Genomic DNA, 22804 nt, shown 5'->3' on the forward strand with positions numbered 1-22804 from the left:
CCCGAGCGAAGGAGTCGATTGATATGCAATACGAAACTTTGAGCCTGACGTTTGCCGGCCCGGTGGCGACGGTGACGCTGAATCGTCCCGACGTGCGCAATGCGTTCAACGAAACGATGATCGCGGAAGTGACCGCAGCGTTTCAGGCGCTGAACGGGCGCGATGACGTAAGAGCGGTGGTGCTGGCCGCCAACGGCAAGGCGTTTTGCGCGGGCGCGGATCTGAACTGGATGAAGAAGATGGCCGGTTACTCTGATGAAGAGAACCGTGCCGATGCCTTGCGTCTCGCGGCGATGCTGTCGGCGATCTACCGCTGCAGCAAGCCGGTGATCGCGCGCGTCAATGGCGATGCCTACGCGGGCGGCATGGGGCTGATCTGCGCCTGTGACATCGTGGTGGCGGTGGATACGGCGCGCTTCTGCCTCTCCGAAGCGCGCCTCGGCCTGATTCCCGCGACCATCGCCCCCTACGTGATTCGCGCGCTCGGCGAGCAGGCTTCGCGCCGCTATTTCACCACCGCCGAACTGTTCGACTGCGCGACGGCGCTGCGTCTGGGACTCGTCAGCGAAGCGGTGAGCGACGACAAGCTCGATGCGACCGTGCAGCAACTGGCCGAGACGCTGTGCGCCAACGGCCCCCACGCGGTGCGAGCCTGCAAGCAGCTCGTGCAGGATATCGCGGGGCGCGAACTGGACGAGACGCTGATCGAAGACACGGCCTCGCGCATTGCCCGCGTGCGCGCCAGCGCAGAGGGCCGCGAAGGGGTGGCGTCGTTCCTTGAAAAGCGTGCGCCCGCGTGGCGCAACTGACGTCGCCGCACGCCACGAAAAACCGCAGAACAACGGTCCTGAACAGGACAACTCAGCGAGACACCTCATGTTCAACAAGATTCTGATCGCCAACCGCGGCGAGATTGCCTGCCGGGTTGCCGCGACCTGCAAGCGTCTCGGCATCGCAAGCGTGGCGGTATATTCCGACGCGGACGCCAACGCGAAGCATGTCGAAGCGTGTGACGAAGCGGTGCATATCGGCGGTTCGACCGCGGCTGAGAGTTATCTTCGCTACGAACGCATCATCGCCGCGGCGCTCGCAACCGGCGCGCAGGCGGTGCATCCGGGCTACGGATTTCTATCGGAGAACGAAGATTTTGCGCAGGCCTGTGAAGCAGCAGGCATCGTCTTTATCGGACCGCCGGTCGAAGCGATTGCGGCGATGGGTTCGAAAGCGGCCGCCAAGGCGCTGATGCATGCAGCGGCTGTGCCGCTGGTGCCTGGCTATCACGGCGACGATCAGGACGCGCAACTGCTGCAGCGCGAAGCGGATTCGATGGGCTACCCGGTGCTGCTCAAAGCGAGCGCGGGGGGCGGCGGCAAGGGCATGCGGGTGGTCGAGCGCAGCGAAGATTTTGCGGCGGCGCTCGCTTCGTGCAAACGCGAGGCGGCCAGCAGCTTCGGTAACGACCGGGTGCTGATCGAGAAGTATCTTACGCGGCCGCGCCACGTCGAGGTGCAGGTGTTTGCCGACCAGCATGGCGGGGCCGTATATCTGTTCGATCGCGATTGCTCCGTGCAACGCCGCCATCAGAAGGTGCTGGAAGAAGCGCCGGCGCCAGGGCTCTCCGCCGAATTGCGGCGCGAGATGGGCGAGGCGGCGGTTGCTGCGGCGCGCGCGGTGGATTACGTGGGCGCGGGCACGGTCGAGTTCATCATGACTGGCTCGAGCGATTTCTACTTCATGGAGATGAACACGCGCCTGCAGGTCGAGCATCCGGTGACCGAAATGGTGACGGGCCTCGATCTGGTCGAATGGCAATTGCGCGTGGCCTCTGGCGAGCCGTTGCCGCTCACGCAGGCGCAACTGAAACTCGACGGTCATGCCATCGAAGCGCGGATCTATGCAGAGCATCCGGCGCGCGGGTTTCTGCCGTCGACGGGCACGCTCAAGCATCTGCGCATGCCGGAAGGCGTGGAGTTCACGATTAGTTCGACGGATTCGCCTGGCTCACGTGCGCCGGTGCGGATCGATAGCGGTGTGCGCGAAGGCGACACGATCACGCCGTTCTACGATCCGATGATCGCCAAGTTGATCGTGCATGGCGCAACGCGTGCCGAAGCGCTGGCGCGAATGAGCCGCGCATTGCGGGCTTGCGAGGTGGTGGGCCCGCATACCAATGTCGAGTTCCTGCAGCGTATTGTCGCAAGCGAGCCTTTCTCGAGCGGCGATCTCGATACCGGCCTGATCGAGCGGCATCACGATGCGTTGTTCGCGCCGGTGAAAAAGCCCTTCCGTGAAGCGCTGGCGCTCGCCTGCGCTGCGTTGCTCACGCGTGAAGGCGGCACCGCGCATGGCGCGTCGCCGTGGGATGCCTTGTCGCACTGGCGCCTGAACGGCGGCTATACGCAGACGCTCGCCTGGCGCGATATCGATAGCGAAACCGCTTTTGCCGTGACGTTCGCCCGCGATAGCCGTGATAGCGGCGCACAAACGCTGGAATACGCGGGTCAGCGCGACGGCTTTACGTGGTGGAGCGGCACGGGCGCGCATGAGTTCGGCGCGACGATTGGCGACTCACATGTCACGGGACGCGTATTCGTGGACGGCGACGTGTTTCATGTGTTCTGCCTGGGCGAGGCGCAGGCCTTCGAATGGCAAAACCTGCTTGCGCATGCCGCGGATGCCGAACACGGGGAAGGGCGTCTCACCGCGCCGATGCCCGGCAAGGTGATCGCTGTGCTGGTGGAGCCGGGTACGGTGGTCGAGAAAGGCACGCCGCTGATCGTGATGGAAGCCATGAAGATGGAGCACACGATCGGTGCGCCGGCGGCCGGTACGGTCTCGGAAGTGCTGTATGCCGTCGGCGATCAGGTGGCGGATGGCGCGCAGTTGCTGGTGCTTGAGGTTGGTTTGTCTGGCGCGGCGTGACGTGTTGCAGTTCAGGCGAGGCGCGCATAGCCCAAGGCTTGCGCCTCGTGTTCCAGTTGTGTGATGCGGGCGTAGTCGCTTGGCGGCAAGCTCGCAAACCCCTTCAGACGCAGTCGTGCGGCACGTTCGGGCCGTGCGGCGATGGCTTCGTTCAGCGCCGCACGCAATGACTCAATAACGCCCTGCGGCACAGTGTTTGCGGCAATCAGCGGCAAACCGGGTGACGCAGCGGTCCAGCCGATTTCCCTCACCTGTTGCGCGAGTTCCGGCATTTCGTCACGCACGAACGCGAAGGTCACGCAGTCGATTGCGGCGATGTCCGCGCGGTTTTCTGCCACCGCCCGTAACGAGCCGAGATGTGATCCGGTGCGTATCACCTCGCTAAAAAATCTTCCACCCTTCGCAAGCGGCGCGACTGCGTGACGGAACACATTCATGCCGCTATTCGAGTCGTCCTGGTTGTACGCGGCACGTGCGCCACGGCAGGCGTCGAGTGTGTCGAACGGCGCGCCAGAGCGTGTGATCAGTACGCTTGAATAGTCCGCTTCCGTGCAACCCGGCGCGTCGAACTTCGGCGTCGCGATCAGCTGAACCTGCTCATGCAAGCCGCTCATCAGCGGATAGCCGCAGGTCTGCGAAATCAGCAGGTCGGGCCGGCGCCACAGGGCGTGCAGATCGTCGCCCGGATCGACGATGCGGGCGTGTGGGTCGACGGCTTGCAGGACGTCACCCAGCAACGCGCGCCAATCGGCGGCGAGAGCGGGGCTGACGTTGTACATAGGGAGGGCGGCGATCCGGTTCATGGGTGCGATTCTGGCACATGACGCTGCGAAGCGTGGTATGGCGCCCGCGGAACGCTGCTTGCTCGGTTCGGGATGCAGCTAGTGCGGGCAAACCTGGAGTAGATCATGATCCGAGTCGCATCATCGTCCTGTGCAACCAGGAACACGGCACGTCTTATTTCGTTGGCTGCCAGATCTCTGGCCGCAGCCGGCTTCGTGCTGCTGACCGCGGCCTGCGTCGCGCAGCAAGCGAAGCCGGTCACTCAACCGCCAGTCGCTCCGCCTAACGCCACGCCAATGCCGGCGATCAGTATGTTGCCACCAGCGATTGGCGGCAGCACTTGACCGTCGGCTTTCGTACGATCGTCATGCATACGGGGCAACGCTGCGCCACCCGTCACCACGCGAGACGTCGGCAGCGTCATGAGTGCTATTCACAAGTAAGACGGTTGGATTGACTGCCGGTAGCCCCCAACAACGCGCGGAGCTATCAGTAGCTCTTTGCGATCAGAACGTCACTGCGCCGGATCATCGGGTACATCGAACAAGTCACCGTCGGCCGCGAACTCGACCGCGCAGTCGTCTTGCCGCGGATCGGCCGCCTTATTCGCTTCGAAGCGCTCTCGCATGAGTGTCTCGAGGCGCTGTTGCACACGCAGACGCTTTGCCGTATCCATTGCAGCGTATTGGTCTATCTGCTCACCCGTGAAGCGGACGGTGCATGCACATCGCGAATCGAGCGTCGTGTCGGCATGGCTTTCCACCACCCAGGAAATCTGCAGGTAAACGATCGATTCCTCGTCGGTAACGCTGACGGCGGGTGCTTTGGGCGACGGAAAAATGTCGGCTATCGCCAGTTCGAGTTCCTCGAGGCGTTGCTGTCTGTCGATCTGATTCATGGCTCTACTCCAATCGGATTCCCACGGAGTGAGCAAACGGCATGCCGCGGCGCAATACGCCGTGCGTACCCGGAGCATTCGATGAAACGGATACCGCGGTGGAATCGCTCTTGCTTGCCTTACGAGACGTCAAGGAGATGCTATGAAAACCGAAAAGCAGGCCGACCTGCCCGAACGGGACACCGCCGAGTCACATTTTTCGACGTATGCCCGGCCATTAGCCGACGCGGCGATTGAAAATGCCGACGCGCTCGCCGCGAACTCCGATGCGGACGTGCTTCACAAACTGCGCGTGTCGCTGCGTCGGCTGAGATCGCTTTTGTGGGCATATCGGCCATTGCTGGGTGAGGAGATTGATGACCAGCAGCGCGACCGCTTCAAATCCCTCGCAGGCGCTGCCGGAAAAACCCGTGACTGGGACATATTGTCCGAGTTGCTCGTCGAATCATTGGGCGCGCGGCAAGCGCCAACTGACCGGCTGCGCGCCGCGCGTGCCGCCGCTTTGGACGACAGCCGCGAAACCTTGTCTCACGCCGGCATCCACGCCGTGCTGCGGGACGCGCTTGCCGATGCGAGCGGTGCGCTCCGGCATCAGGCGCGCGAGCAGACGCCGCTAAAGAAGTTTGCGCGTAAGCGGGTCGCTGCTGCCGAGAAGTCGCTGAACAAACGCATGCACCTTGCCGCACACGCCAAACGGTCCGACTATGCGTCGTATCACGACGTCCGCAAGGCTGGCAAGAAGGTTCGCTACCTGCTCGAGTTCTTCGAGCCTTTACTGACGAAGAAGCAGTTGAAGACCCTCAAGGGCTTGAAAAAGCTGCAGAAGCGCTTCGGTACGCTAAACGACGTGGTGGCCAGTGAGGAACTCTTGCGCGGCAATCGCGGGATTTTTAGCAATGATCGGGACGTCGAGGTTGCTTTTACGGCGTTGGAAAAACAGCGTAAGAGTCGGGTTCGCGCGGCCTCGAAGCTGTTGTAGCGGTGGGCGGGCGCCACGAGCGCGGCATGGCGTTTGCTTCGCTCCGCAAGGTACTGGACCGGGGCGAAGATTCGGCCGCCGGACCAGCTACGCAGGCGAACGCCTAAGTGAGCATGTACAGGACAAGACATGGCAGACAAACCTGACGAACCGCGGGGCGAACGACGTCGCCTGGGAGAATGGCTTCCGCGCAAGGAAGCCCATGTGGCGAAATTCCGCACTGAGATTGCCGCGAAGGCACGTGCACGTGCGGCCACAGCGCCACGCGCGAGCGTGGTGGACGATCTGGCCGCGCTGGTGAATGGCGATCCCGTGCTGCGTATGGATATGACGCGGGCAATCCGCGAAGCGCGTGACGCCGGATATGTGCTCGGCTATTCGACGATCGACGAACTGATGACGATCATCGACTATCTGCTGACCTATGCGCCACCTTTCAGCGAAACGAGCCTGATTCATTGTCCGTTGAACGCGGTGCTCGACTGGCCAATGTGCATGCCGTCCGGCTACGCGCTGTTCCGCGATCCCGCACTCAACACGCAGCTCAAGCGCGTACTGAACACATGGTGTGGCTTTCTGGACGGCCCATACTCCCGTGAGCATCTGAATGCCGAGCAGCCGTCCGGCTGGTTTTGCCCGGCGGCGGACAAGCGCATTGGCATGTTGCAATTCGTTTGCGATCCTCAGAAACCCTATTGGGGATTTGAGTCGTGGAACGCCTTCTTCACGCGTCGATTTCTCCCCGATGCGAGACCGGTCGACCAGTCCGACAACCCCAAGGTCATCGTGAGTGCATGCGAGGCTGCGCCATATAACATTCAGGAAGATGTGAAGCTTCACGACACGTTCTGGATCAAGTCCCAGCCGTACTCGCTTCAGGATATGTTCACGTCGTCTCAAGCAGAACTGGCGGGACGTTTTATCGGCGGCTCGGTTTATCAGGCGTTTCTCAGCGCATACAACTATCACCGTTGGCACGCGCCCGTTAGCGGCGTCATTTCGAAAGCGTATACCGTGGATGGCAGCTATTACTCGGACGCTGACTCCGAAGGCGAAGACCCGGGAGGACTGAACGACTCGCAGGGTTACATCACCGCGGTTGCCGCACGTGCGGTAATTGTCATTGATTGCGACGATCCCGCCATCGGCCAGGTGGGTTGCGTGTTCGTCGGCATGGCGGACGTTTCGTCTTGCGTGATCGAGGCGTTGCCCGGCCAGCGTGTCGCGAAGGGCGACGAGCTCGGTTACTTCCAGTACGGTGGCTCGACTTACTGTCTTGTGTTTGAACCCGGCGTGATCCGCAGCTTCGTGCCGAAGCCGCCGTTTGATGATGACCGGCTTCCCATCAAGGTCAATACGCATATCGCGACGGCGCAGTAGCCGTTCGGCTCACGAGCGCTCGCGCCCACAGCCCGATGCGCGATTTCACCGGCTCGTCGCAGCGCGTGTTTTCATTCTGCGCCTCTTGCGTTCGCGCCGCCCACCGCGTTTGGCGAGCCGGCCGCTGTCATTTGTCCCGATGCCCCGGAATCACCGCATCCAGCACCTGCTTCGCGGTTTCGACGATCACGTTGCCTTCATTCGGATCGCGCTTCATGAGGGTGGACGCAAACGCCTTGGCCTGGGCGAGCGTGATATGCGGCGGCAAAGGTGGAATGTTCGGATCGGCTTTCACTTCGAGCACTACCGGGCGGTCGGAGGCGAGCGCTTCATCCCACGCGTCGCCCATGCGCTCCGCGTCGTCCACGTAGATACCCCGCAGGCCGATCAGTTCAGCGAAGCGGTGATACGGTACGGACGGGATATCCTGCGATGCCTCGAACTTCGGGTCGCCTTCCATGGCGCGCTGCTCCCATGTCACCTGATTCAGGTCGCCGTTGTTCAGCACCACGCAGATCCAGCGCGGATTGGCCCACTGTTTCCAGTACTTGGCAACGGTGATCAATTCGGCCATGTTGCTCATCTGCATTGCACCATCGCCAACCAGAGCAACCACGGGCCGCTCCGGATAAGCGAACTTCGCGGCGATCGCGTAGGGCACCGCGGCACCCATGGACGCGAGTCCACCGGATAGCGAGCACATCATGCCGCGCTGCACTTTCAGATCACGCGCGTACCAGTTGGCGCACGAGCTGGAATCGCTAGTGACGATGGCATTGGCCGGCACGCGCGACGACAGTTCCCAGACGCTGCGCTGTGGGTTGACGCCGTTCTTGCCGACCTCATGTGCGCGCTTGTCGAGCGTTTTCCACCAGTCCGCAGTCCAGCCTTCGATTTTTTCCCGCCACTTGCGGTCCTGTTTCTGTTCGAGCAAGGGCAGCAACGCCTGCAGGGTCTCTGCGCTGTCGCCGACCAGATTGACTTCCATCGGATAGCGCAGGCTCAGCATGTCGGCCTTCGTATCGATCTGCACGCCGCGCGCAGCGCCTTCCTTCGGCAAAAACTCCGCATACGGGAAGCCCGAGCCGATCATCAGCAGCGTGTCGCATTCGCTCATCAGGTCGTAACTGGGTTTGGTGCCGAGCAGACCGATCGAACCGGTCACCCAAGGCAGATCGTCCGGCAACGCGGCTTTGCCGAGCAGAGCCTTGGCGACACCGGCACCGAGTTTCTCCGCCACGGCGATCACTTCGTCCGTGGCGTGCAGCGCACCCGCGCCGACCAGGATCGCCACTTTCTTGCCGGCGTTGAGGACCTCGGCGGCTTGTTGCAGGTCATCAGGGTAGGGCACGACGCGCGGCACGCGGAAGCCGATGCCCGAATGCAGCGTGCCGTGCTTGCGCCCCGGCGCGTCATAGGGCAGGTCCTGCAGATCGTTGGGAAGCACAAGCGCCGTGACCTTGCGCTCGGCGAGTGCCGTGCGCACCGCGCGGTCGACCAGATGGCGTACCTGCGAGGGCACACCCGCCTGCGCGACGAAGGCGCCGGCAACATCCTTGAACATCGACACCAGATCGAGTTCCTGCTGATAGTGGCCGCCCATTGCGGCACGCGCCTGCTGGCCGGCGATGGCCAGCACGGGCATATGATCCATGCGGGCGTCGTAAAGGCCGGTGATCAGGTGCGACGCACCCGGCCCTGAAGTGGCGATGCACACACCGAGTTCGCCGGTGAATTTCGCGTGTGCCGACGCCATGAATGCGGCCATTTCTTCGTGACGCACCTGTACGAACTCGATCTTCCCCTTGGCGCGATTCAGCGCGCCGAATACGCCGTTAATCCCGTCGCCAGGATAGCCGTAGATGCGCCGCACGCCCCAGGCGTGCAGTCGTTCAACGATGAAGTCACCGACGGTCTGGCTCATTACGATCTCCACAGAACGATGAACTGCACGGCTACCGTGCGCCGCGCCATGGCGTCAGCACACCAGTTTGGCAATTTAGCGACCGGGCGTGCTCGGGAGCAACTGCGTGCCGCGGCACGCATGACCTGCCCAGCAACGGATGTTCCTGTCGATCAGCATGCGTCGATGCTTTGACGCATCGTTATGGTCTACAGAGGCGGCTGCCGTACCCGCCTAGCTGTCAAAGGTTCAATCGGCGAGGGAAAAACTACACGCGGCTCGCGCACCTGACATAAGCAACCTTCGCGCCGAGCGCCCGTGGGTTCAACTCGGATACCTGCACCGACACGCCCTGGAACGGTTGATGCGTAAGCGCACGTGTCCGGACGCAATTGCTCGCAACGCAATGGTTGCAATGGAAAGAGGTGAAGGAGGTGTGTCATGGAGCGGATCGTGCACTACGAGCTCAACATCTGCGGCGGCGACTTCCAGCATGTGCAGGACTGCTTTGAAGCATGGAAGCGCGAACCGCTCGTCTACCGTCAAAGCCGACCGATGTTCGAGGGAAAACAGGAGGTGCGCTGTCTGACCGGGCGCGTTTTGGACAATGGCGAATTGGCCCAAGGCGTTCTTGCCAGGACCTGCAGTCCCGACGACCCCTACGCGCTCGCAATAGAAGTGAACGATGGGGAGCGGGACATATGGTTGGTCATGGCGGCTCATCTTGAGTAGGGGCGGGCAACCTGCCGCCGCCACAGGTAGCCCGCGTGATGGTGTCAGGCGCGCTGACGTTTGCCCGTGCGGGCACGCGGCGACGAATCGGCAGAGAGGTCCTGCAATTTTTCTTCGGCCGCTGGACGCTCGCCGCTTTCCCGATCAGCAGATTGGTCGATATTTGGGCTGGCGTTTTCTTGCGTCAGATCGCCTTCGGCTTCGATCTGCCTCTGGGCCATTTCCCAATGCATGTCTGCTTTGCCATCGGGCGACGGATCGTTTTGCCACAGTTGGTAAGCGCGTGAGCGGATGCGGGATTCGAGGTCGGAATCCATAGTGAGTTTTCTCCATGTTGCACGGGGGTAGAGGGGCACCGCGGGGGCACAGCGCCCCCATGGAGAAGCAGCAATTGGCGTTCCGACCTGGCCGCCGCTATACGTCTTTGTTCCGGAACGCCGCCTCGCCGGCGTCCGACACCTCGACCCACTTCTTGTCGGGCGCGGCGTCTGCGACGTAGCTGTCGTGCCAGTTCCACCACTTGTAGGTTGCGGTCTGAGGATAGCCTTCGGGCGAGTCTTCCCAGACCTCCTGCCGCCCCAGCGGCGTCATGTCGAGGTAATTCCAGGTGCCCCCCATCTGCTCGTCGCCGCGGTTGTTGATGAAGTAGGTGCGGAACACGCGGTCGCCGTCGCGGTAGAACACGTTGGTGCCATGCCACTCGTCGACGCCGAAGTCAGCGTCGAAGCGGTCCGTGAGGGTGAACCATGGCATCTCCCAGCCCATCCGCGCCTTCAGCACCGCAATGTCCGCCTGGGGCGCGCGCGAGACGAAGACGAGCGTGGTATCGCGGGCATTCAGGTGGGCGAGGTGGGCGACCTGGTCGGCCACCATGGAACAGCCCCGGCAGGCATGCTCCGGCCAACCGAACACGCCCGGCTCGAAGAAGGCCCGGTAGACAATCAGCTGACGCCGGCCGTCGAACAGGTCGAGCAGACTGACATTGCCCGCAGGCCCCTCGAACGTATACGCCGTTTCGACGGCCACCCATGGCATTCGCCGGCGCTCGGCGGCCAAGGCATCACGGGCGTGGGTCTGCGCCTTTTCCTTCACAAGCAATTGCTGGCGGGCCGCCTCCCATGCTTCAGAAGACACGACCGGCGGTGTGTGCATGGCAGTCTGTCCTTCTTTCCCTTCGTTCCTGGATGATGTAGTCATGGCTTCTGCAATCTCCTGGTTTTGGGCGAATTCCTGCGCCGCGTGGCTGAAGCGCGACTGGAGTGGTTGCTCATCGCCCGTTGTTGGCCATGAGATAGCTTGGCACCGAAAACCGAACGTGGGGAGTAACAAGTGTGACGGTATTCCGATGGGATCACTAACTACGGTCATCGCGACCCACTAGCCAGCGTACGCAGCTTTGATCGAAGCGCCGATATGCATCGCTCGGCGCTTCTCCGATCAAGCCGCTTGGGAAGGCGTTTCAGCGCGCCGTCGAGCCATGAATGAAACCCCTGCACGGCGTTTCTTCTCCCGGCCTGTGAACGAAAACGCGCGTAACCAGTGTCGTATTTGTATGGAAGGCGTTCGGGCACTCCTCTTTCAACTTTCGAATCACGGCATCGACCCTTTCGATACCGCCAATGGATGCACCAATCAAATCGGCTTGCTGAATTGCAGTTAGTTTCATATACGCTCCTGAAGTTTGCGAGTTGTTTCGGACGGCCATAACGCGCGTCGTTTTCAATCTGCGCTCGCACCATCTGGAGCACGCGCCGCGAGTCGTGTCGCGACAAGCACCTGATAGCGCGGATATGGCACAGAGCCATTGTGGAGCGTGAAAATTAGCCGAAAATGAGAGGCTACGTGCCTGAGCGTCGTGGCTTCGCCTTTTTTATGTTTTTAATGGCTTGCCACGCGCTCATCGCCTACCACAGGCTCCTGCTACCGGGACGTGCAGATGCACCGAGTCGCGCTCACCGAGCTTATAAGGCTTGTGTGGTGGTTTGGCGTTCAGCGCTAGCGCGTGTGTGAGCTTCATGCAATTCTCCTCGGCGGAGAATCACCATGAATTTTGCCCGCAATTTACGCGAAAGACTGACGGGAACAGGCGCATTCGTGTGGACGAAACCGGACAGATTGCCATGCGCCGGATGTGCAACCGGAGCGAATGCGCAGCGCCTCAACCATTCGCTGTAACCCTTCACCAGAAACCCGCCCGAGCGTTCTATGTATTGCTGGCGGGAGGTTTCATAGACTTCCCGAAGCGCATACCAGGGGACATGCGGTAAGTCATGGTGTACTAAATGATAGTTATTGTTCAGGAACAGCAGGCGCCAGTACCACGCGGCTTCGTTCAGCACGGTGCGGTGCTCAACGGCTTCTGCCACCCGATGCTCGTGAAAAGACCGGACCGAGCTTAACGACAGCGCGCTGTAGCCCACGCCCAGCACAAACAGCCACGCCGATATTCCGCAATCAGTCTGCAGCCACCACGCGAGCGCGGCTACGGACGCGCCATGGGCAATCCAGAGCAGCACGTCGCGCCAGTCGCCGCGAGCGGCCTTGCGAGCGGCATCAATGATGGCAGCGGCAATTGCGAAGGCGGGACCGACCACGAGCCGTCCGGCAAAGGTGTTGCGCAGCATCAGCAGCGCCCGCGTCGCGGCTCCGGCCCGGCGCCATTTTTTGCTGCTAACGAAGTAACTTTCCGGATCGTGTTCGGGGCGGGTCAGATGTGGATCGTCGTGATGCCGCAGATGCGAATCGCGATAGATGCCATAGGGGAACCAGACGGCGAGCGGTGCGAAGCCGAGCAGTCCGTTGATCAGGCGCGAGCGGGTCGGGTGGCCGTGCAGCAATTCGTGCTGCAGGGACATATACCACGCGCTCAACAGCGCAAGCAGAGCGATGGTGACGGGCAGTCCGAGACTGCTCGCATGCGTCGCGACACCGAACCATCCACCGTATATCGTTACGATCAACAGCCACGTCGGCCACTCCGTGCGCCAGGTCCAGCTCGCGCTCAGGCGGGCCAGGGCTTTGCGTTGCGTGTCGTCGAGATAGATCGCCATCGGCAGTACAGGTAGGGCCGGGTTAGGATTCGGAAAGACGTCAGGAGACGCGTTAAGGCCGATCCTACTGGGCGCGCTGTCCGCGACGAACCATTTTCTTGCGCAAAGCATCTGCGAAAAAGCGCTTAGGGCGTGGTGGCGGGCCTCTTGAACTATTCCGCCGCCCCGTTACCGGTTAATATCAGAGCACGAACGTTAATATTCGAATTCTGATATCCATGCGAAAGCCCTCCACACCAACTGACCCGCAAGACATTCCCCGCATCGGCGAGGGCAAACGCGGCGAGGAGGGCCATATTGGCTATCTGCTGCGCCAGGCCGGCGCGGCAAACCGGCTGCGCATGGAGCGCGCGCTCGCCGATCTCAGCGTAACGCCGCCTCAATTCATGGTGCTGACCATGCTGGTCGCGTATCCTGGCCTGTCCAATGCGGACCTGGCCCGCCTCGCGATGCTCACGCCGCAAACGGTCAGTGTGATCGTCGCGAACCTGTTGCGCAGCGGCGCCATCGCCCGGCGGCCGCACGCGGTGCATGGCCGCATCCAGCATATCGACGTCACGGATGAGGGCAAGGCACTCCTCAAGCAATGCCGCTCGCGCGTTGAAGCCATCGAGCAGAAAATGCTCGATGGCTTCAACGCGGATGAGGAAAGCGTGATTCGCCGCTGGCTCGTGAGTCTTGCCGTGGAAGGCGGCACGAGCGAGGCGGACTAGGCGCTACTGCGCGTCGGCCAGCCGGCAGGCGTGATCGAGCAGGCCTTCCGCGGTGCCGGTGCCGTTGTCGACGTCGAGGCCGCTATTGAGCACAAGCCAGCCGTCCTGAGCGGTGGAAGGACCGGCGCCGGTCACGAGGATCGTCTGCGTGGCCATGGCTTGCGAATCCGGATGATCGCGCGCGACGATCCGGAACGGATCGTTGTCCTGCGTCAGGCTGGTGACGCGCATGATCCGGTAGCGCACCCCGTCGAGCGTTGCCCAGTGCCATTGGTCCGGTTTTTCGCGGCGGTAGGCGGCCAGTGCATCGATGACATCTGTGCGCATGCAGTCCATATGAATATGCAGTTGCTGCTGCGTACGGCGGAATTCCGAATTGATTTCGAGTCCGAACTGATTGGCGGCGAGCGGCTGCTTCAGCGATGCTTCCACCACCTTGCGCGAACTCCAGCCATCTGCCCAGTAATCCGGCGCATTGGCCTCCAGAATGCTTGGACTTTCGATGCCGCTGACGCGCTCAGTCGGAATTAGCAGGTGCTGCGTGTGCCCGAAGATGTCTTTCAGAATCGCGTAGTGCCCAGCGAGATTCACGCTGGTGCATTGACCAGGCCGGCCGCTCGCTTGCGCCTCGGGCACACATTGTCCGCCGACGATCTTCCATAGCGCATCGGGATCGGCGGCCGCAATTTCTGCGCAACCGCTTGCCGCGACGGCGATTGCGATGAGGGCAACCATGCGACTCATGACGCGACGGGCACGACGGCTGATCCCTTTTACAGGCATCCCGGACGTTCCTCGCCACGCGGCGCGCCCTGACCCCAGCGAACCCAGCGAACGCGGCGAGCGGCCGGCATCTGCCGGCAAAACCTTCCGTGCGTTCATCAAAGCGTGGGCGCCGGCAGCGCGCCGAGCACCTCTTCAAACGCCACGCCGATTGCCAGCAGCCGCCGGTCGCTGCCGAGCGGGCCGTCAAGCTCGAGCCCGACCGGCAGGCCTTCCGCGGTCAAGCCAGCCGCAAGCGACAGCCCCGGAATGCCGGCGTTACTGGCCGGATCGGTGTTGCGCAGGTAGGCGCTCATTTCGTCGACGGGTGCGCCGCCGTTGATCGACACTGCGGACGAGCCGGCCAGGTCGTCGATCGCCACGGCGGCCAGGCGCGTGGTGGGGAACAGCAGCGCATCGAGCTGGTGCGCAGCAAAGGTCTGCGCATACAGTGCCTGAAGCTGCGGCCGCCATACGGTGAGCGCCGTCTGGTACTGCTGGGCCAGCGGGTCCGCGAGGACCGCATCGTAGATGGTGCGCACATCCGGGCTGGCAATGCGTGCCGCCACCTCCGCGAGCGTCTTGACCGGCGCATCGTTGGCGACCAGCCACGCGGGCACGTCGTCGTGCGCCTCGTGGATTGCGACCGCCGAGGCGACCTTGTCGTTCAGATCCAGCAGTTCATCCATCTCCACCTGCACGAACGTTACGCCTGCCGCCTCCAGTTGCGGCAGCGCAGCGCGTACCACGTCTTCCAGCGCATCCTCCAGGTCTTCCCACAGCGGTGCAGGCAGGCCTATGCGCAAGCTATTCAGTGCCACGTCGGGCAAGGGCCCCGCGCCGGTTACGACGCCGTCCAGCAGCGCGATGTCGGCGACGTTGCGCGCCATCGGGCCAACGGTGTCGCGCGTATGACTGATTGGCACCACGGCGTTCGGATCGTGATAGCGGCGCTCTGCGCCACCGTTGCCGACCGACGGACGAAACCCGGCCGTGCCGGTCAAGGCAGCCGGAATGCGGGTGGACCCACCGGTGTCGGTGCCGAGACCGGCCGGCACGATACGCGCGGCGATGGCGACCGCGGTGCCGCCCGACGAGCCGCCCGGAATCAGCCCCGGATCGTACGGGTTGCGAACCGGCCCGGCATGCGGTGCGAGGTTGGTGCTGGTAATGCCGAAGGCCAGTTCGTGCATGTTGGCCTTGCCAAGGATGATTGCGCCGGCGTCGAGCAGGCGCTGCACCGTGGGCGCATTCTCGCGCGGCACGAAGGTCTCCAGCGCGGGCGTGCCCGCCGAAGTCATGAGTCCTTGGGTGTTGATGTTGTCTTTCACGACGATCGGCAAGCCCGCAAGCGGTAACGCCGCGCGTGCTTCAGGCGTCAACGCATCGAGCCGTTGCGCGGCGGCGAGTGCGCCTTCCATATTGAGCGCGGTCAGGGCGTTGAGCGTCGACAGCGCGGCGGCGCGCGCGAGTAACGTGGCGATATATTCCGTGGCTTTCAGCTGGCCGGTCTGGATTGCAGCCACGGCTTGCGTTGCCGTCAGGGCCAACTGTTCGTCGACGGTCCATGTCATGCGTGAGATCTCCTGGTGTGCCCGGTCAGGGAGTGCGTAGTTTCCACACGAGTGAGATCGCGAAAGATCCAGCTGCGCCAGGGGCGGCCCTCGGCGGCACCTGCATGGCTCAGCGTATCGGACATGGCGGTCGCAACAAGGCGGGACGTGCCGCCTATTCTGTCACAGCCGCTTAAAACGTGCCGTCATTGATGGCTGTCGACCCACATGCGTCCCCAGCGAAACGCATACGCTACCGCGTGCTCTTCGTCGAAGAAATAGTCGAGCGCATCGAACGAGTAAGCGCGGGTGTGGTCCGCAGTGGCTTTCCCGATGGTGAGATTCGCCGCATACAGCCCGTTGGGCAGTTGCTGTGCGACCGGGGCAACCTCGTAACCTTTGTATTGGATAGCTTGTCGATTCATGTTTATGGCGATGGTCTGCCCGCATGCGTTGCAAAGGAAGCTTGACGCATAGTGCCGACCGGGTGGTGGGCGGGCAGGAACAAGCGTAGGCCTGGCGGCCTCGCGAGTGAACCAATCTTTCGTCGCAAGCAAATCACGGTGGACCTGGAACGGTCTTCGCGGATTCGGCTGAGGCGGCACCGGATGCGTTAATAACACTATCCGGCGAGCCGTACGGCCTGTCTGTTGGTTGGCACACGAACTGTGCCGCGCGAATGCGGCCCTGCAGCCGCTGCGTACTCAACTGGCGAGCGTCAGGACCTTGGCCGTGCGCGCTTCGGGGGCCGCGCTGAGATGCGACGGTGTGTGGTGCGCGCTGAACGCAAGGGCGAACTGCGCGGCCTGCTGGCCGACTGTGGCGAGTTGCTCGACTACTTTCGGGTCGGAGCAGCTGTCTACGGATTCGAAGCGCGTCTCGAGCGTATTGATGCCGGCGCCAAACGGCGTGGGCCAGCCGCGCAAGGCGTGGACGATCGAGCGCAAGGACGTGAGTACCGAACCGGCGGCCTGCCAGCCGTAGGCCGTGACGATGCAGCCGACTGCGCGGCCATCGAGGTAGGGGCGCTCGTCGGCACGCAGTTCTTCCAGCGTATCGAGCGCATTCTTTACGAGGCCGGAGACGCCTCCGTGATAGCCCGGTGTGGCGATGATCAGCGCGTCGGCCTGGCGCACGGCCTCGATCAGCTCGAGCTGCGCGTCGGTACGTTGCGGGTCTTCGGGAGCGTAGTGCGGCAGGCTATGCAGGAAGGTGCCGCCGAACAGGCGGGTCCGCGCGCCGGCGGCTTCTGCGCCACGCAGGGCAAAACCGAGGGCACGCTCGGTGGACGACGCCGCGCGCGTGGTGCCGCCGATGCCGATAACGAGCGGCCGGCGATTTTGATCGAAACTGGTCAACGAAATGCTCCTTCGGTAGCGGCTGTCGTGGCGTCGCACGAGGCTGCGTGCAGGCGTGCCGACGCAAACTGGACTTAAACCGCCATCTTAGAGACCGATAGTAGCAGCACGAAGCGACTTTTCGTTCTAACGATATACGCCGGGAGGGTTATCCATGCAGGGCCGCCATAAAATGCACGTGAAGCGGGCACGGATAAGCATAGCGAAAACGGTTGGTTGGAGACGCGCCTCGCGTGCGGTTATGATCGGCTCGTCTCCTCCATGACTACTCCTTGACATGGGATTCGGCCCTGCTATCGAAAGATAATGGGGCCTTTTTTTGCGTTGCCTTTGCGGGATGATCGACCAGGACAGCATTTTCGCCAGGCCTGCGAATTCCTGCGGCCCATTCGACGGGTTGTCACATCCATCTGGTACATGGGAAGGGACAACCCGTGTAGGAGAGGAATGTGAGCAACCGAGTCCCCGATTTGCGCCCCACGATTGCAGCGAAGCACCCGTTCGAGAGTTGCTTCGTGGACCTCGGAAACCACTCGGCCGACAAGGCGCTCATCGCGTTGACGCACGCCGTGCATGCCGAGCAGCGCGAGATGAACGCCTACGACTGGATCGCCCAGGCGCTGCCCGGCGCGACGCTCAAGCCGGCACTGGCAATCGGTACCGTGGGCGAACTGTATCGGTCCTACACCCGGCCTGCTGAATTCGGCAGATTAAAGGAGATCTGGCGTTCGTGAGGAGAGGGGGCGAGGTGTCGCACGTTCATCGGCTCGATTTCGAAAGCCGATGGCCGAGGCCCAGATTGGTCGCAATCTGCCAAGTGTAGACGCGAGAGTACTGGACTCCGAATCTCGCCCCGATCAGCGCGCGTAAGCGCGCGTTGGTCCAGGCATCGCTCGGAAAGCCATGTTCTTGCGCGGAGCCGCTTAACGCGGCCGCAATCCATTCCAGAGCCGCGGCGTCGAGCGCGGACGAGCGGCCGCCGACACTCATTTTCTTTAGCGCATCGAGGCCGCCGTCGTCCAGGATGGCCTTGTAGCGTTTGACCGTGGCCGTAGACAGGTTTAGGGCCGTGGCTACCGCGCTCACCGACGAGCCGGCCAGCAGCATCTGCGCCGCGCTCATGCGCCGTGCAACAGTTGGAAGCTCTTCGGTTCGGGAACGCATGCGATTGGCCGTCCATCAAAGTCCGGGGCAAACAGCTAGGGCGCCTCTCATCATCCGGAAAGCACACCACGCGAGCCGGACCTCACCACTAATAAATGATTTTTTATTGGATGTGTTGAGATGGAATGAAAATAACTGTACTTGAGGTTTTAATTCACCTGGCTCCAGCATTGCAATAGGCGGGTTTCCAGTCACATTTATTGAAACAATCCACCTCATCGTTACGAATTTTAAAATCACCGTGTTGATGCTTGATGTTAAGTAAGACGTTTGCTAGCATCCAGTAACGTTTTTTCATCTGAAGTTTTACTAGAAATTTATTCCGTACGCACTTCATCGCGCGCCTGCTGCGTCTCTTTGAGCAACGTTGCAGGGCCCATCATCCACTGTTGTATGTTGGTTAAATGCGCAGGTGCCTTCAAACTCTACTCGGTCATTTTTAGCATATTTCTGTCCCGTCACATTCTGCCGGTTGTTATCCCCTGAGTGAAACGGGAAGTTTGATTTTTTCGCGCACGCGTTTTATGTGCTGGATAGCAATTGCCGCGCGAAATCCGCATCGTCCTGGCCGGTTCGGACGCCATTATTTAATTTTATGAATGGCGGCGCAGTTGGATGCTCAGTTAGCGCAACGTTTCAGTGATTTAGGAGAGCATAGTGAACCTGTTCATTTCACGGTGGGGCGGCGAAAGCGCCTTGCGGGTCGGGCGCTTCGTCCTGATAGGCTCCGCGCTAGCCGCCATGGCTGGCGCATCGGTCGCGCTGGCCCAGGCTCCAGCGTCCGGGAGCGACGAACCCACACCGGGGCAAGCGCAAGCGGAGTTGCAGCCCCAGGCCGTCGATGCCCTGAACAAGCTCGGCAACTATCTGCGCACCTTGAAGAGCTTCCGTATCCAGGCGGACAGCGTGACGGACGCGGTACTGACCACCGGGCAGAACATCGGCTTTTTGCACCGCACCGAGATGTCGGTGCAGCGTCCGAACAAGGTTAGAGTGGTTATCACGGGTAGCCGTGCGCCAAAGGGCCTGATCTACGACGGCCACACTTTCGTATTGTTCAACGACACGCATCACTACTACAGCAAGGTGCCGGCGCCGCCCACCATCCACCAGTTGATTGTCGACGCCGACGAGAAATACGGGGTCCAGCTTCCACTCGTCGACCTGTTTTACTGGGGCGAGCAATCGGATGACGAAAAGGCGCTGACGAGCGCGCTGTTTATCGGGCTCGATAAGGTCGATGGCAAGTGGTGCAACCACTATGCGTATCAGCAGCCGGGCCTCGACTGGGAGCTCTGGATCCAGAGCGGTTCGCGGCCGTTGCCGTGCCGGTTTGTCGTCACTGACACCACCCAGCCATCGCGGCCGCGGCACGCAGTCAACTATGAATGGACGCTGAATCCCACCTTCGACGCCGGCACCTTCACGTTCCATCCTGGCCCGGGCGCGCACGAGATTCCGATGCGGCCGCCTGCTGTATCGGACGACGATCAACAGGGAGACGCGCAATGAAACCACTGACGCGACTGACTGCTATTGCGCTCGCCCTTGCCTTTTCGGCGACCTCGGCCACGACCTTCGCCTTTGGGATTAGCGGCCGGGCCCGCACCAGTATCCACGGAGGCGGTGGGGGCTTCCACGGCGGCGGAGGCGGGGGCTTCCAGGGAGGTGGGGGCGGAGGCTTCCAGGGAGGCGGAGGCGGTGGATTCCATGGCGGAGGAGGCGGCGGCTTTCAGGGTGGCGGGGGCGGTTCCCACGGAGGCGGCAATTTCGGAGGAGCGCCCGGCGGTGGCTCTTCCCATGGCGGCGGTCAACCTTCGCACGGCGGCGGCCAGCCGTCGAACGGAGGTGGAGGAGGCGGCGGGTCGAACTCACACGGTGGCGGTGGCGGTGGGGGCGGGCAGAGCTCGCACGTCGGTAATAGCAATGGCGGTGGCGGTAGCAACGGCGGCGGTGGCAGCAACGGTGGTGGCGGAGGCGGCCAGAATTCGCACGGCGGCGGCAGCAATGGCGGCGGCAGTGACCACCACGACAACGGTGGCAGCAACGGCGGTGGCAGTGACCACCACGATAACGGCGGCAGCAATGGCGGCGGTAGCGATCATCACGACAACGGCGGCAGCGATCACCATGACGACGGCCACCACGACGACGGTCACGACCACCACGACGATGGCCATCACGACGACGACCACCATCACCATGACGATGGATGGTATGTCGATCCTGTGGCGGTCGGTGTGGCCGTGGGCGTGACGACTGCTGTCGTAGTGGGGACGACCGTCGCGGCCCTTCCGCCGAGCTGCAACAACGTCATGGTCGCGGGCGTGGTGTATGAGCAGTGCGGTCCCAACTGGTACCAGCCTCAATACGTGGGCCCAACCGTGCAGTACGTGGTCGTCACGGCCCCGAGGTAAACGCTGAACCACCAGCGCCAGCGTGCCAGGTGGGTGAACGTCTTTCGTCCCGGCTGCTGGCGCCGGACGCCGCACGTGAAGTAACGAACATCGAAGGGGCAAACGGGTGCAGGGAGGCAGCGCGTCGGCTAGGTCCTGGCTGCGCGCTGTAGCGGTTCCTGCCCCCGCTCGCTGTTATGACAAGGACTGAATATGGATATCGAATTCGAGGCGCGGATTGCCCAGTTGCTCCTGCGGGCAGCGCGGCGCAGGAAGCTCGTTCCGTACGGCAGCTTCCATGCGATCTTTCCACCCAATCTCCCTCTGAACAGGCGCTATACGGCGTTGGAGAAGGCGACGTCGTCCATCTGTGACCCGCGGCTCGCGGATTATGGCGCGCTTCTTAGTACCGACTCCGGTCTGCCCGGGCCGGACTTCTATGCGCGCTTCAAGCGCGTGCACGCCGAGCGCTATTACGCCGTGCTGGGTGCGGACCGCACGCGCAAGCTCAAGCTGGTAGAAAAGCAGCAATTCGCGCGCGAGGCGCGTGAGCAGGTGTACCGGCATGCTCGTGCCGCCGTTGCAGACGCGCCTGAAGACTCGCCCGAAGACGTGCCAAGGCAGACTGAGGCCGGCGCGGGAGGATTCTCTGCGCGTCCGGTTTGCAACACCTTGCTGGGCGTCGCGCTGGTCGCAGGCGGACTGCTCGGCACACCGGGCGCCGAAGCCCAGGAGTTTTCGTTGTTCGGCGGGGGTTCGAGGGCGAGCGACGCCAATACCTACAGTTGGGCTTTCAATTACCAGGAGGGGCTCGGCCAGTACTTTGCGGGCAGCTTCTCATGGCTGAACGAAGGACATATTCCAGACCATCATCGCGATGGCCAACTGCTTCAGCTATGGGGACGCATTCCGGTTGGTAATCCTAAGTTTGTTCTGCAGGCAGGCATTGGCCCTTATCGCTACTTCGATACGACCACAGCCGGGCAAGGCGGAAGCTATTCCGACACCCACGGCTGGGGCGTGGTCTACAGCGTACGTGCCGCGTATTACGCATCGAACCGCTGGATTACGCAGTTGCAGCTCAATCGCGTGCATGTGCAGCGCGGTCCGGATGCAACCAGTGTCATGTTCGGCGTGGGCTATCAACTCGACGCACCGGACACCCCCGGCCCGCGTGACCGGGCGGCCGGCAGCGCGACGAAGGTGACGAACAACGAAGTCGCCGTGTATCTGGGCAAAACCATCGTTAACTCGACGAGTTCGCCGTCGGCGCTGGGCGGCGCCATCGAATACCGGCGCGGCCTTGCCAAATATCTCGATGTGACGCTCGGCTATCTGCATGAAGGCAGTAGCAAGCTGGCGCGCCGGGACGGCGTGACCAGCCAGCTATGGGCAACCCGTGCGTTCCTGAACGACAAGGTCACGCTCGCGGCAGGCGCCGGCGTCTACTACGCGATCAATGAAAACGAGAACAGCGAATCACCGGGACCGGGAGCTGGCAAAGTCTCCGGGCTCGTTACCATTGCAGGTTCGTATCGCTTTACCCAACGTTGGGACGCGCGGCTCGAACGGAACCGGGTGGTGACGCGTTACGACCGCGATACCGATGTGATATTTGCAGGTGCCGGCTACCGGTTCTGAGCGTGAGTATTCAAGCCAGCAGAGCGGTGGTTTTTCCGCATCCGCGGCAGGCGTATTGCTGAAGGAGGTCCTCAATGACCACTACAGGTCGCGGCATCGTCACGCTGTGCCTGGCTGCGTGCTGCGTGTGTACGGCGAATGCTTACGAAGATACCGGTGCAGTCGCTGACCGGATCCAATCGGCCGGCCGTGGCGCGCACCTTGGGCACGAGCTGTGTGGCTATACGTCCGCGCAGGTCGCGGATTACAAGGAGAGACTCAGGCGCTCGCTGTCGGCTCCGGCCGGGTTCGACACGGAATGGGACTATGGCTGGAAAAGGGCAGAGCCGATGCTGCTCCAGTACCAGTCGCTGCGGGTGAGCGACCCGCAGGACTACGAATCACGCGTTCGCCTCGTCTGCGCGACGCTGCGCAGCCTCGCCAGGCGGCTGCCCAAGCCCACTAACCACGACGCGCAGCCGTCGCAATAGGGGCGTGGCCGGTTGGTCAGGCACAGCCTCGTTACGGCATGTCGCTCTTTTCCCAATTAGTGGCGTGGGCCCTCAATTGGCTGCGAAACGCGCTGGCCGC

Annotated in this window: 24 protein-coding genes; 11 read left to right on the plus strand and 13 right to left on the minus strand. The window is 62.4% G+C overall.

Annotated elements, in window-relative coordinates; all coding sequences use genetic code 11:
- The first annotated feature begins 23 nt into the window (after positions 1–23).
- Positions 24–809: an enoyl-CoA hydratase/isomerase family protein gene (locus tag P3T40_RS15115; protein ID WP_429268525.1), complete on the plus strand. Its 786-nt coding sequence runs from the start codon at positions 24–26 to the stop codon at positions 807–809.
- A 67-nt stretch (positions 810–876) separates the two neighbouring features.
- The gene (locus P3T40_RS15120) at positions 877–2922 is read left to right on the plus strand and encodes an acetyl/propionyl/methylcrotonyl-CoA carboxylase subunit alpha (RefSeq protein ID WP_429268526.1); all 2046 of its coding nucleotides are present in this window, start codon (positions 877–879) and stop codon (positions 2920–2922) included.
- Between the two features lie 11 nt (positions 2923–2933).
- Here P3T40_RS15120 and P3T40_RS15125 read toward each other — a convergent pair whose 3' ends face one another.
- The 3 genes from P3T40_RS15125 to P3T40_RS15135 all read right to left on the minus strand — a co-directional run bounded on the left by P3T40_RS15125 (position 2934) and on the right by P3T40_RS15135 (position 4603).
- Positions 2934–3725, minus strand: coding sequence for a phosphate/phosphite/phosphonate ABC transporter substrate-binding protein (locus tag P3T40_RS15125; protein WP_429268527.1), 792 nt, complete (start codon positions 3723–3725; stop codon positions 2934–2936).
- Positions 3726–3967: 242 nt separating this feature from the next.
- Positions 3968–4129, minus strand: coding sequence for a hypothetical protein (locus tag P3T40_RS15130; RefSeq protein ID WP_429268528.1), 162 nt, complete (start codon positions 4127–4129; stop codon positions 3968–3970).
- A gap of 90 nt (positions 4130–4219) precedes the next feature.
- Positions 4220–4603, minus strand: a complete 384-nt coding sequence (locus P3T40_RS15135) for a DUF3022 domain-containing protein (protein WP_429268529.1) — start codon at positions 4601–4603, stop codon at positions 4220–4222.
- Positions 4604–4745: 142 nt separating this feature from the next.
- Between P3T40_RS15135 and P3T40_RS15140 the strand changes: the two genes are divergently transcribed.
- Together P3T40_RS15140 and P3T40_RS15145 are read left to right on the plus strand one after the other, a co-directional pair.
- A complete protein-coding gene (locus tag P3T40_RS15140) occupies positions 4746–5582 on the plus strand; it encodes a CHAD domain-containing protein (RefSeq protein ID WP_429268530.1) in 837 nt (278 codons plus the stop codon).
- 129 nt (positions 5583–5711) lie between these two features.
- Positions 5712–6962, plus strand: coding sequence for a phosphatidylserine decarboxylase family protein (locus tag P3T40_RS15145; protein WP_429268531.1), 1251 nt, complete (start codon positions 5712–5714; stop codon positions 6960–6962).
- 127 nt (positions 6963–7089) lie between these two features.
- On the opposite strand, the gene P3T40_RS15150 is transcribed toward P3T40_RS15145, so the two are convergent.
- Positions 7090–8886 carry a thiamine pyrophosphate-requiring protein gene (locus tag P3T40_RS15150; protein ID WP_429268532.1) on the minus strand — a complete coding sequence of 599 codons (1797 nt, stop codon included), beginning with the start codon at positions 8884–8886 and terminating at the stop codon, positions 7090–7092.
- Between the two features lie 420 nt (positions 8887–9306).
- Between P3T40_RS15150 and P3T40_RS15155 the strand changes: the two genes are divergently transcribed.
- Positions 9307–9597 (plus strand): hypothetical protein, encoded by a 291-nt coding sequence (locus P3T40_RS15155; protein WP_429268533.1) that lies wholly within the window; start codon positions 9307–9309, stop codon positions 9595–9597.
- A 44-nt stretch (positions 9598–9641) separates the two neighbouring features.
- On the opposite strand, the gene P3T40_RS15160 is transcribed toward P3T40_RS15155, so the two are convergent.
- From P3T40_RS15160 to P3T40_RS15175, 4 genes are all read right to left on the minus strand, one after another.
- Positions 9642–9914 carry a DUF2934 domain-containing protein gene (locus tag P3T40_RS15160; protein WP_429268534.1) on the minus strand — a complete coding sequence of 91 codons (273 nt, stop codon included), beginning with the start codon at positions 9912–9914 and terminating at the stop codon, positions 9642–9644.
- Between the two features lie 97 nt (positions 9915–10011).
- The gene (locus P3T40_RS15165; RefSeq protein ID WP_429268535.1) at positions 10012–10794 is read right to left on the minus strand and encodes a DUF899 domain-containing protein; all 783 of its coding nucleotides are present in this window, start codon (positions 10792–10794) and stop codon (positions 10012–10014) included.
- Between the two features lie 262 nt (positions 10795–11056).
- Positions 11057–11263, minus strand: a complete 207-nt coding sequence (locus tag P3T40_RS15170) for a hypothetical protein (protein ID WP_429268536.1) — start codon at positions 11261–11263, stop codon at positions 11057–11059.
- Between the two features lie 295 nt (positions 11264–11558).
- Positions 11559–12647 carry a fatty acid desaturase gene (locus tag P3T40_RS15175; protein WP_429268537.1) on the minus strand — a complete coding sequence of 363 codons (1089 nt, stop codon included), beginning with the start codon at positions 12645–12647 and terminating at the stop codon, positions 11559–11561.
- Between the two features lie 218 nt (positions 12648–12865).
- On the opposite strand from P3T40_RS15175, the gene P3T40_RS15180 reads away from it, so the two are divergent.
- On the plus strand, positions 12866–13360 hold the full coding sequence (locus P3T40_RS15180; protein WP_429268538.1) for a MarR family winged helix-turn-helix transcriptional regulator: 495 nt from the start codon (positions 12866–12868) through the stop codon (positions 13358–13360).
- A 3-nt stretch (positions 13361–13363) separates the two neighbouring features.
- Here P3T40_RS15180 and P3T40_RS15185 read toward each other — a convergent pair whose 3' ends face one another.
- From P3T40_RS15185 to P3T40_RS15200, 4 genes are all read right to left on the minus strand, one after another.
- Positions 13364–14095 carry a CDP-diacylglycerol diphosphatase gene (locus tag P3T40_RS15185; RefSeq protein ID WP_429268539.1) on the minus strand — a complete coding sequence of 244 codons (732 nt, stop codon included), beginning with the start codon at positions 14093–14095 and terminating at the stop codon, positions 13364–13366.
- Between the two features lie 146 nt (positions 14096–14241).
- A complete protein-coding gene (iaaH, locus tag P3T40_RS15190) occupies positions 14242–15696 on the minus strand; it encodes an indoleacetamide hydrolase (RefSeq protein ID WP_429268540.1) in 1455 nt (484 codons plus the stop codon).
- Between the two features lie 185 nt (positions 15697–15881).
- Entirely contained in the window at positions 15882–16100 is a 219-nt protein-coding gene (locus P3T40_RS15195; protein ID WP_429268541.1) for a transcriptional regulator, read from the minus strand.
- 279 nt (positions 16101–16379) lie between these two features.
- Entirely contained in the window at positions 16380–17033 is a 654-nt protein-coding gene (locus P3T40_RS15200) for an NADPH-dependent FMN reductase (protein ID WP_429268542.1), read from the minus strand.
- 449 nt (positions 17034–17482) lie between these two features.
- On the opposite strand from P3T40_RS15200, the gene P3T40_RS15205 reads away from it, so the two are divergent.
- The gene (locus P3T40_RS15205) at positions 17483–17767 is read left to right on the plus strand and encodes a hypothetical protein (protein WP_429268543.1); all 285 of its coding nucleotides are present in this window, start codon (positions 17483–17485) and stop codon (positions 17765–17767) included.
- Positions 17768–17792: 25 nt separating this feature from the next.
- Here P3T40_RS15205 and P3T40_RS15210 read toward each other — a convergent pair whose 3' ends face one another.
- Complete coding sequence (locus P3T40_RS15210; RefSeq protein ID WP_429268544.1) at positions 17793–18197, minus strand: helix-turn-helix domain-containing protein; 405 nt, start codon at positions 18195–18197, stop codon at positions 17793–17795.
- Between the two features lie 657 nt (positions 18198–18854).
- On the opposite strand from P3T40_RS15210, the gene P3T40_RS15215 reads away from it, so the two are divergent.
- The 4 genes from P3T40_RS15215 (at position 18855) to P3T40_RS15230 (ending at position 22704) form a co-directional block, all read left to right on the plus strand.
- On the plus strand, positions 18855–19709 hold the full coding sequence (locus P3T40_RS15215) for a DUF2092 domain-containing protein (RefSeq protein WP_429268545.1): 855 nt from the start codon (positions 18855–18857) through the stop codon (positions 19707–19709).
- Positions 19706–20614 (plus strand): hypothetical protein, encoded by a 909-nt coding sequence (locus P3T40_RS15220; RefSeq protein ID WP_429268546.1) that lies wholly within the window; start codon positions 19706–19708, stop codon positions 20612–20614. The genes P3T40_RS15215 and P3T40_RS15220 overlap by 4 nt, the downstream gene beginning before the upstream one ends.
- A gap of 651 nt (positions 20615–21265) precedes the next feature.
- On the plus strand, positions 21266–22234 hold the full coding sequence (locus P3T40_RS15225; protein WP_429268721.1) for a hypothetical protein: 969 nt from the start codon (positions 21266–21268) through the stop codon (positions 22232–22234).
- A 74-nt stretch (positions 22235–22308) separates the two neighbouring features.
- A complete protein-coding gene (locus P3T40_RS15230; RefSeq protein WP_429268547.1) occupies positions 22309–22704 on the plus strand; it encodes a hypothetical protein in 396 nt (131 codons plus the stop codon).
- The last annotated feature ends 100 nt before the right edge of the window (positions 22705–22804 follow it).

The sequence above is a fragment of the Paraburkholderia sp. EB58 genome (assembly GCF_050436665.1).
In the GTDB taxonomy this organism is placed as follows: domain Bacteria; phylum Pseudomonadota; class Gammaproteobacteria; order Burkholderiales; family Burkholderiaceae; genus Paraburkholderia.

Coding starts and splice junctions, on each gene's coding strand:
- P3T40_RS15165 (WP_429268535.1), bottom strand. CDS start 10,794: ATGACTACATCATCCAGGAACGAAGGGAAAGAAGGACAGACTGCCATG.
- P3T40_RS15195 (WP_429268541.1), bottom strand. CDS start 16,100: ATGAATCGACAAGCTATCCAATACAAAGGTTACGAGGTTGCCCCGGTC.
- P3T40_RS15230 (WP_429268547.1), top strand. CDS start 22,309: ATGACCACTACAGGTCGCGGCATCGTCACGCTGTGCCTGGCTGCGTGC.
- P3T40_RS15115 (WP_429268525.1), top strand. CDS start 24: ATGCAATACGAAACTTTGAGCCTGACGTTTGCCGGCCCGGTGGCGACG.
- P3T40_RS15140 (WP_429268530.1), top strand. CDS start 4,746: ATGAAAACCGAAAAGCAGGCCGACCTGCCCGAACGGGACACCGCCGAG.
- P3T40_RS15135 (WP_429268529.1), bottom strand. CDS start 4,603: ATGAATCAGATCGACAGACAGCAACGCCTCGAGGAACTCGAACTGGCG.
- P3T40_RS15160 (WP_429268534.1), bottom strand. CDS start 9,914: ATGGATTCCGACCTCGAATCCCGCATCCGCTCACGCGCTTACCAACTG.
- iaaH (WP_429268540.1), bottom strand. CDS start 15,696: ATGACATGGACCGTCGACGAACAGTTGGCCCTGACGGCAACGCAAGCC.
- P3T40_RS15185 (WP_429268539.1), bottom strand. CDS start 14,095: ATGGTTGCCCTCATCGCAATCGCCGTCGCGGCAAGCGGTTGCGCAGAA.
- P3T40_RS15220 (WP_429268546.1), top strand. CDS start 19,706: ATGAAACCACTGACGCGACTGACTGCTATTGCGCTCGCCCTTGCCTTT.
- P3T40_RS15170 (WP_429268536.1), bottom strand. CDS start 11,263: ATGAAACTAACTGCAATTCAGCAAGCCGATTTGATTGGTGCATCCATT.
- P3T40_RS15180 (WP_429268538.1), top strand. CDS start 12,866: ATGCGAAAGCCCTCCACACCAACTGACCCGCAAGACATTCCCCGCATC.
- P3T40_RS15155 (WP_429268533.1), top strand. CDS start 9,307: ATGGAGCGGATCGTGCACTACGAGCTCAACATCTGCGGCGGCGACTTC.
- P3T40_RS15175 (WP_429268537.1), bottom strand. CDS start 12,647: ATGGCGATCTATCTCGACGACACGCAACGCAAAGCCCTGGCCCGCCTG.
- P3T40_RS15145 (WP_429268531.1), top strand. CDS start 5,712: ATGGCAGACAAACCTGACGAACCGCGGGGCGAACGACGTCGCCTGGGA.
- P3T40_RS15130 (WP_429268528.1), bottom strand. CDS start 4,129: ATGACGCTGCCGACGTCTCGCGTGGTGACGGGTGGCGCAGCGTTGCCC.
- P3T40_RS15120 (WP_429268526.1), top strand. CDS start 877: ATGTTCAACAAGATTCTGATCGCCAACCGCGGCGAGATTGCCTGCCGG.
- P3T40_RS15150 (WP_429268532.1), bottom strand. CDS start 8,886: ATGAGCCAGACCGTCGGTGACTTCATCGTTGAACGACTGCACGCCTGG.
- P3T40_RS15210 (WP_429268544.1), bottom strand. CDS start 18,197: ATGCGTTCCCGAACCGAAGAGCTTCCAACTGTTGCACGGCGCATGAGC.
- P3T40_RS15125 (WP_429268527.1), bottom strand. CDS start 3,725: ATGAACCGGATCGCCGCCCTCCCTATGTACAACGTCAGCCCCGCTCTC.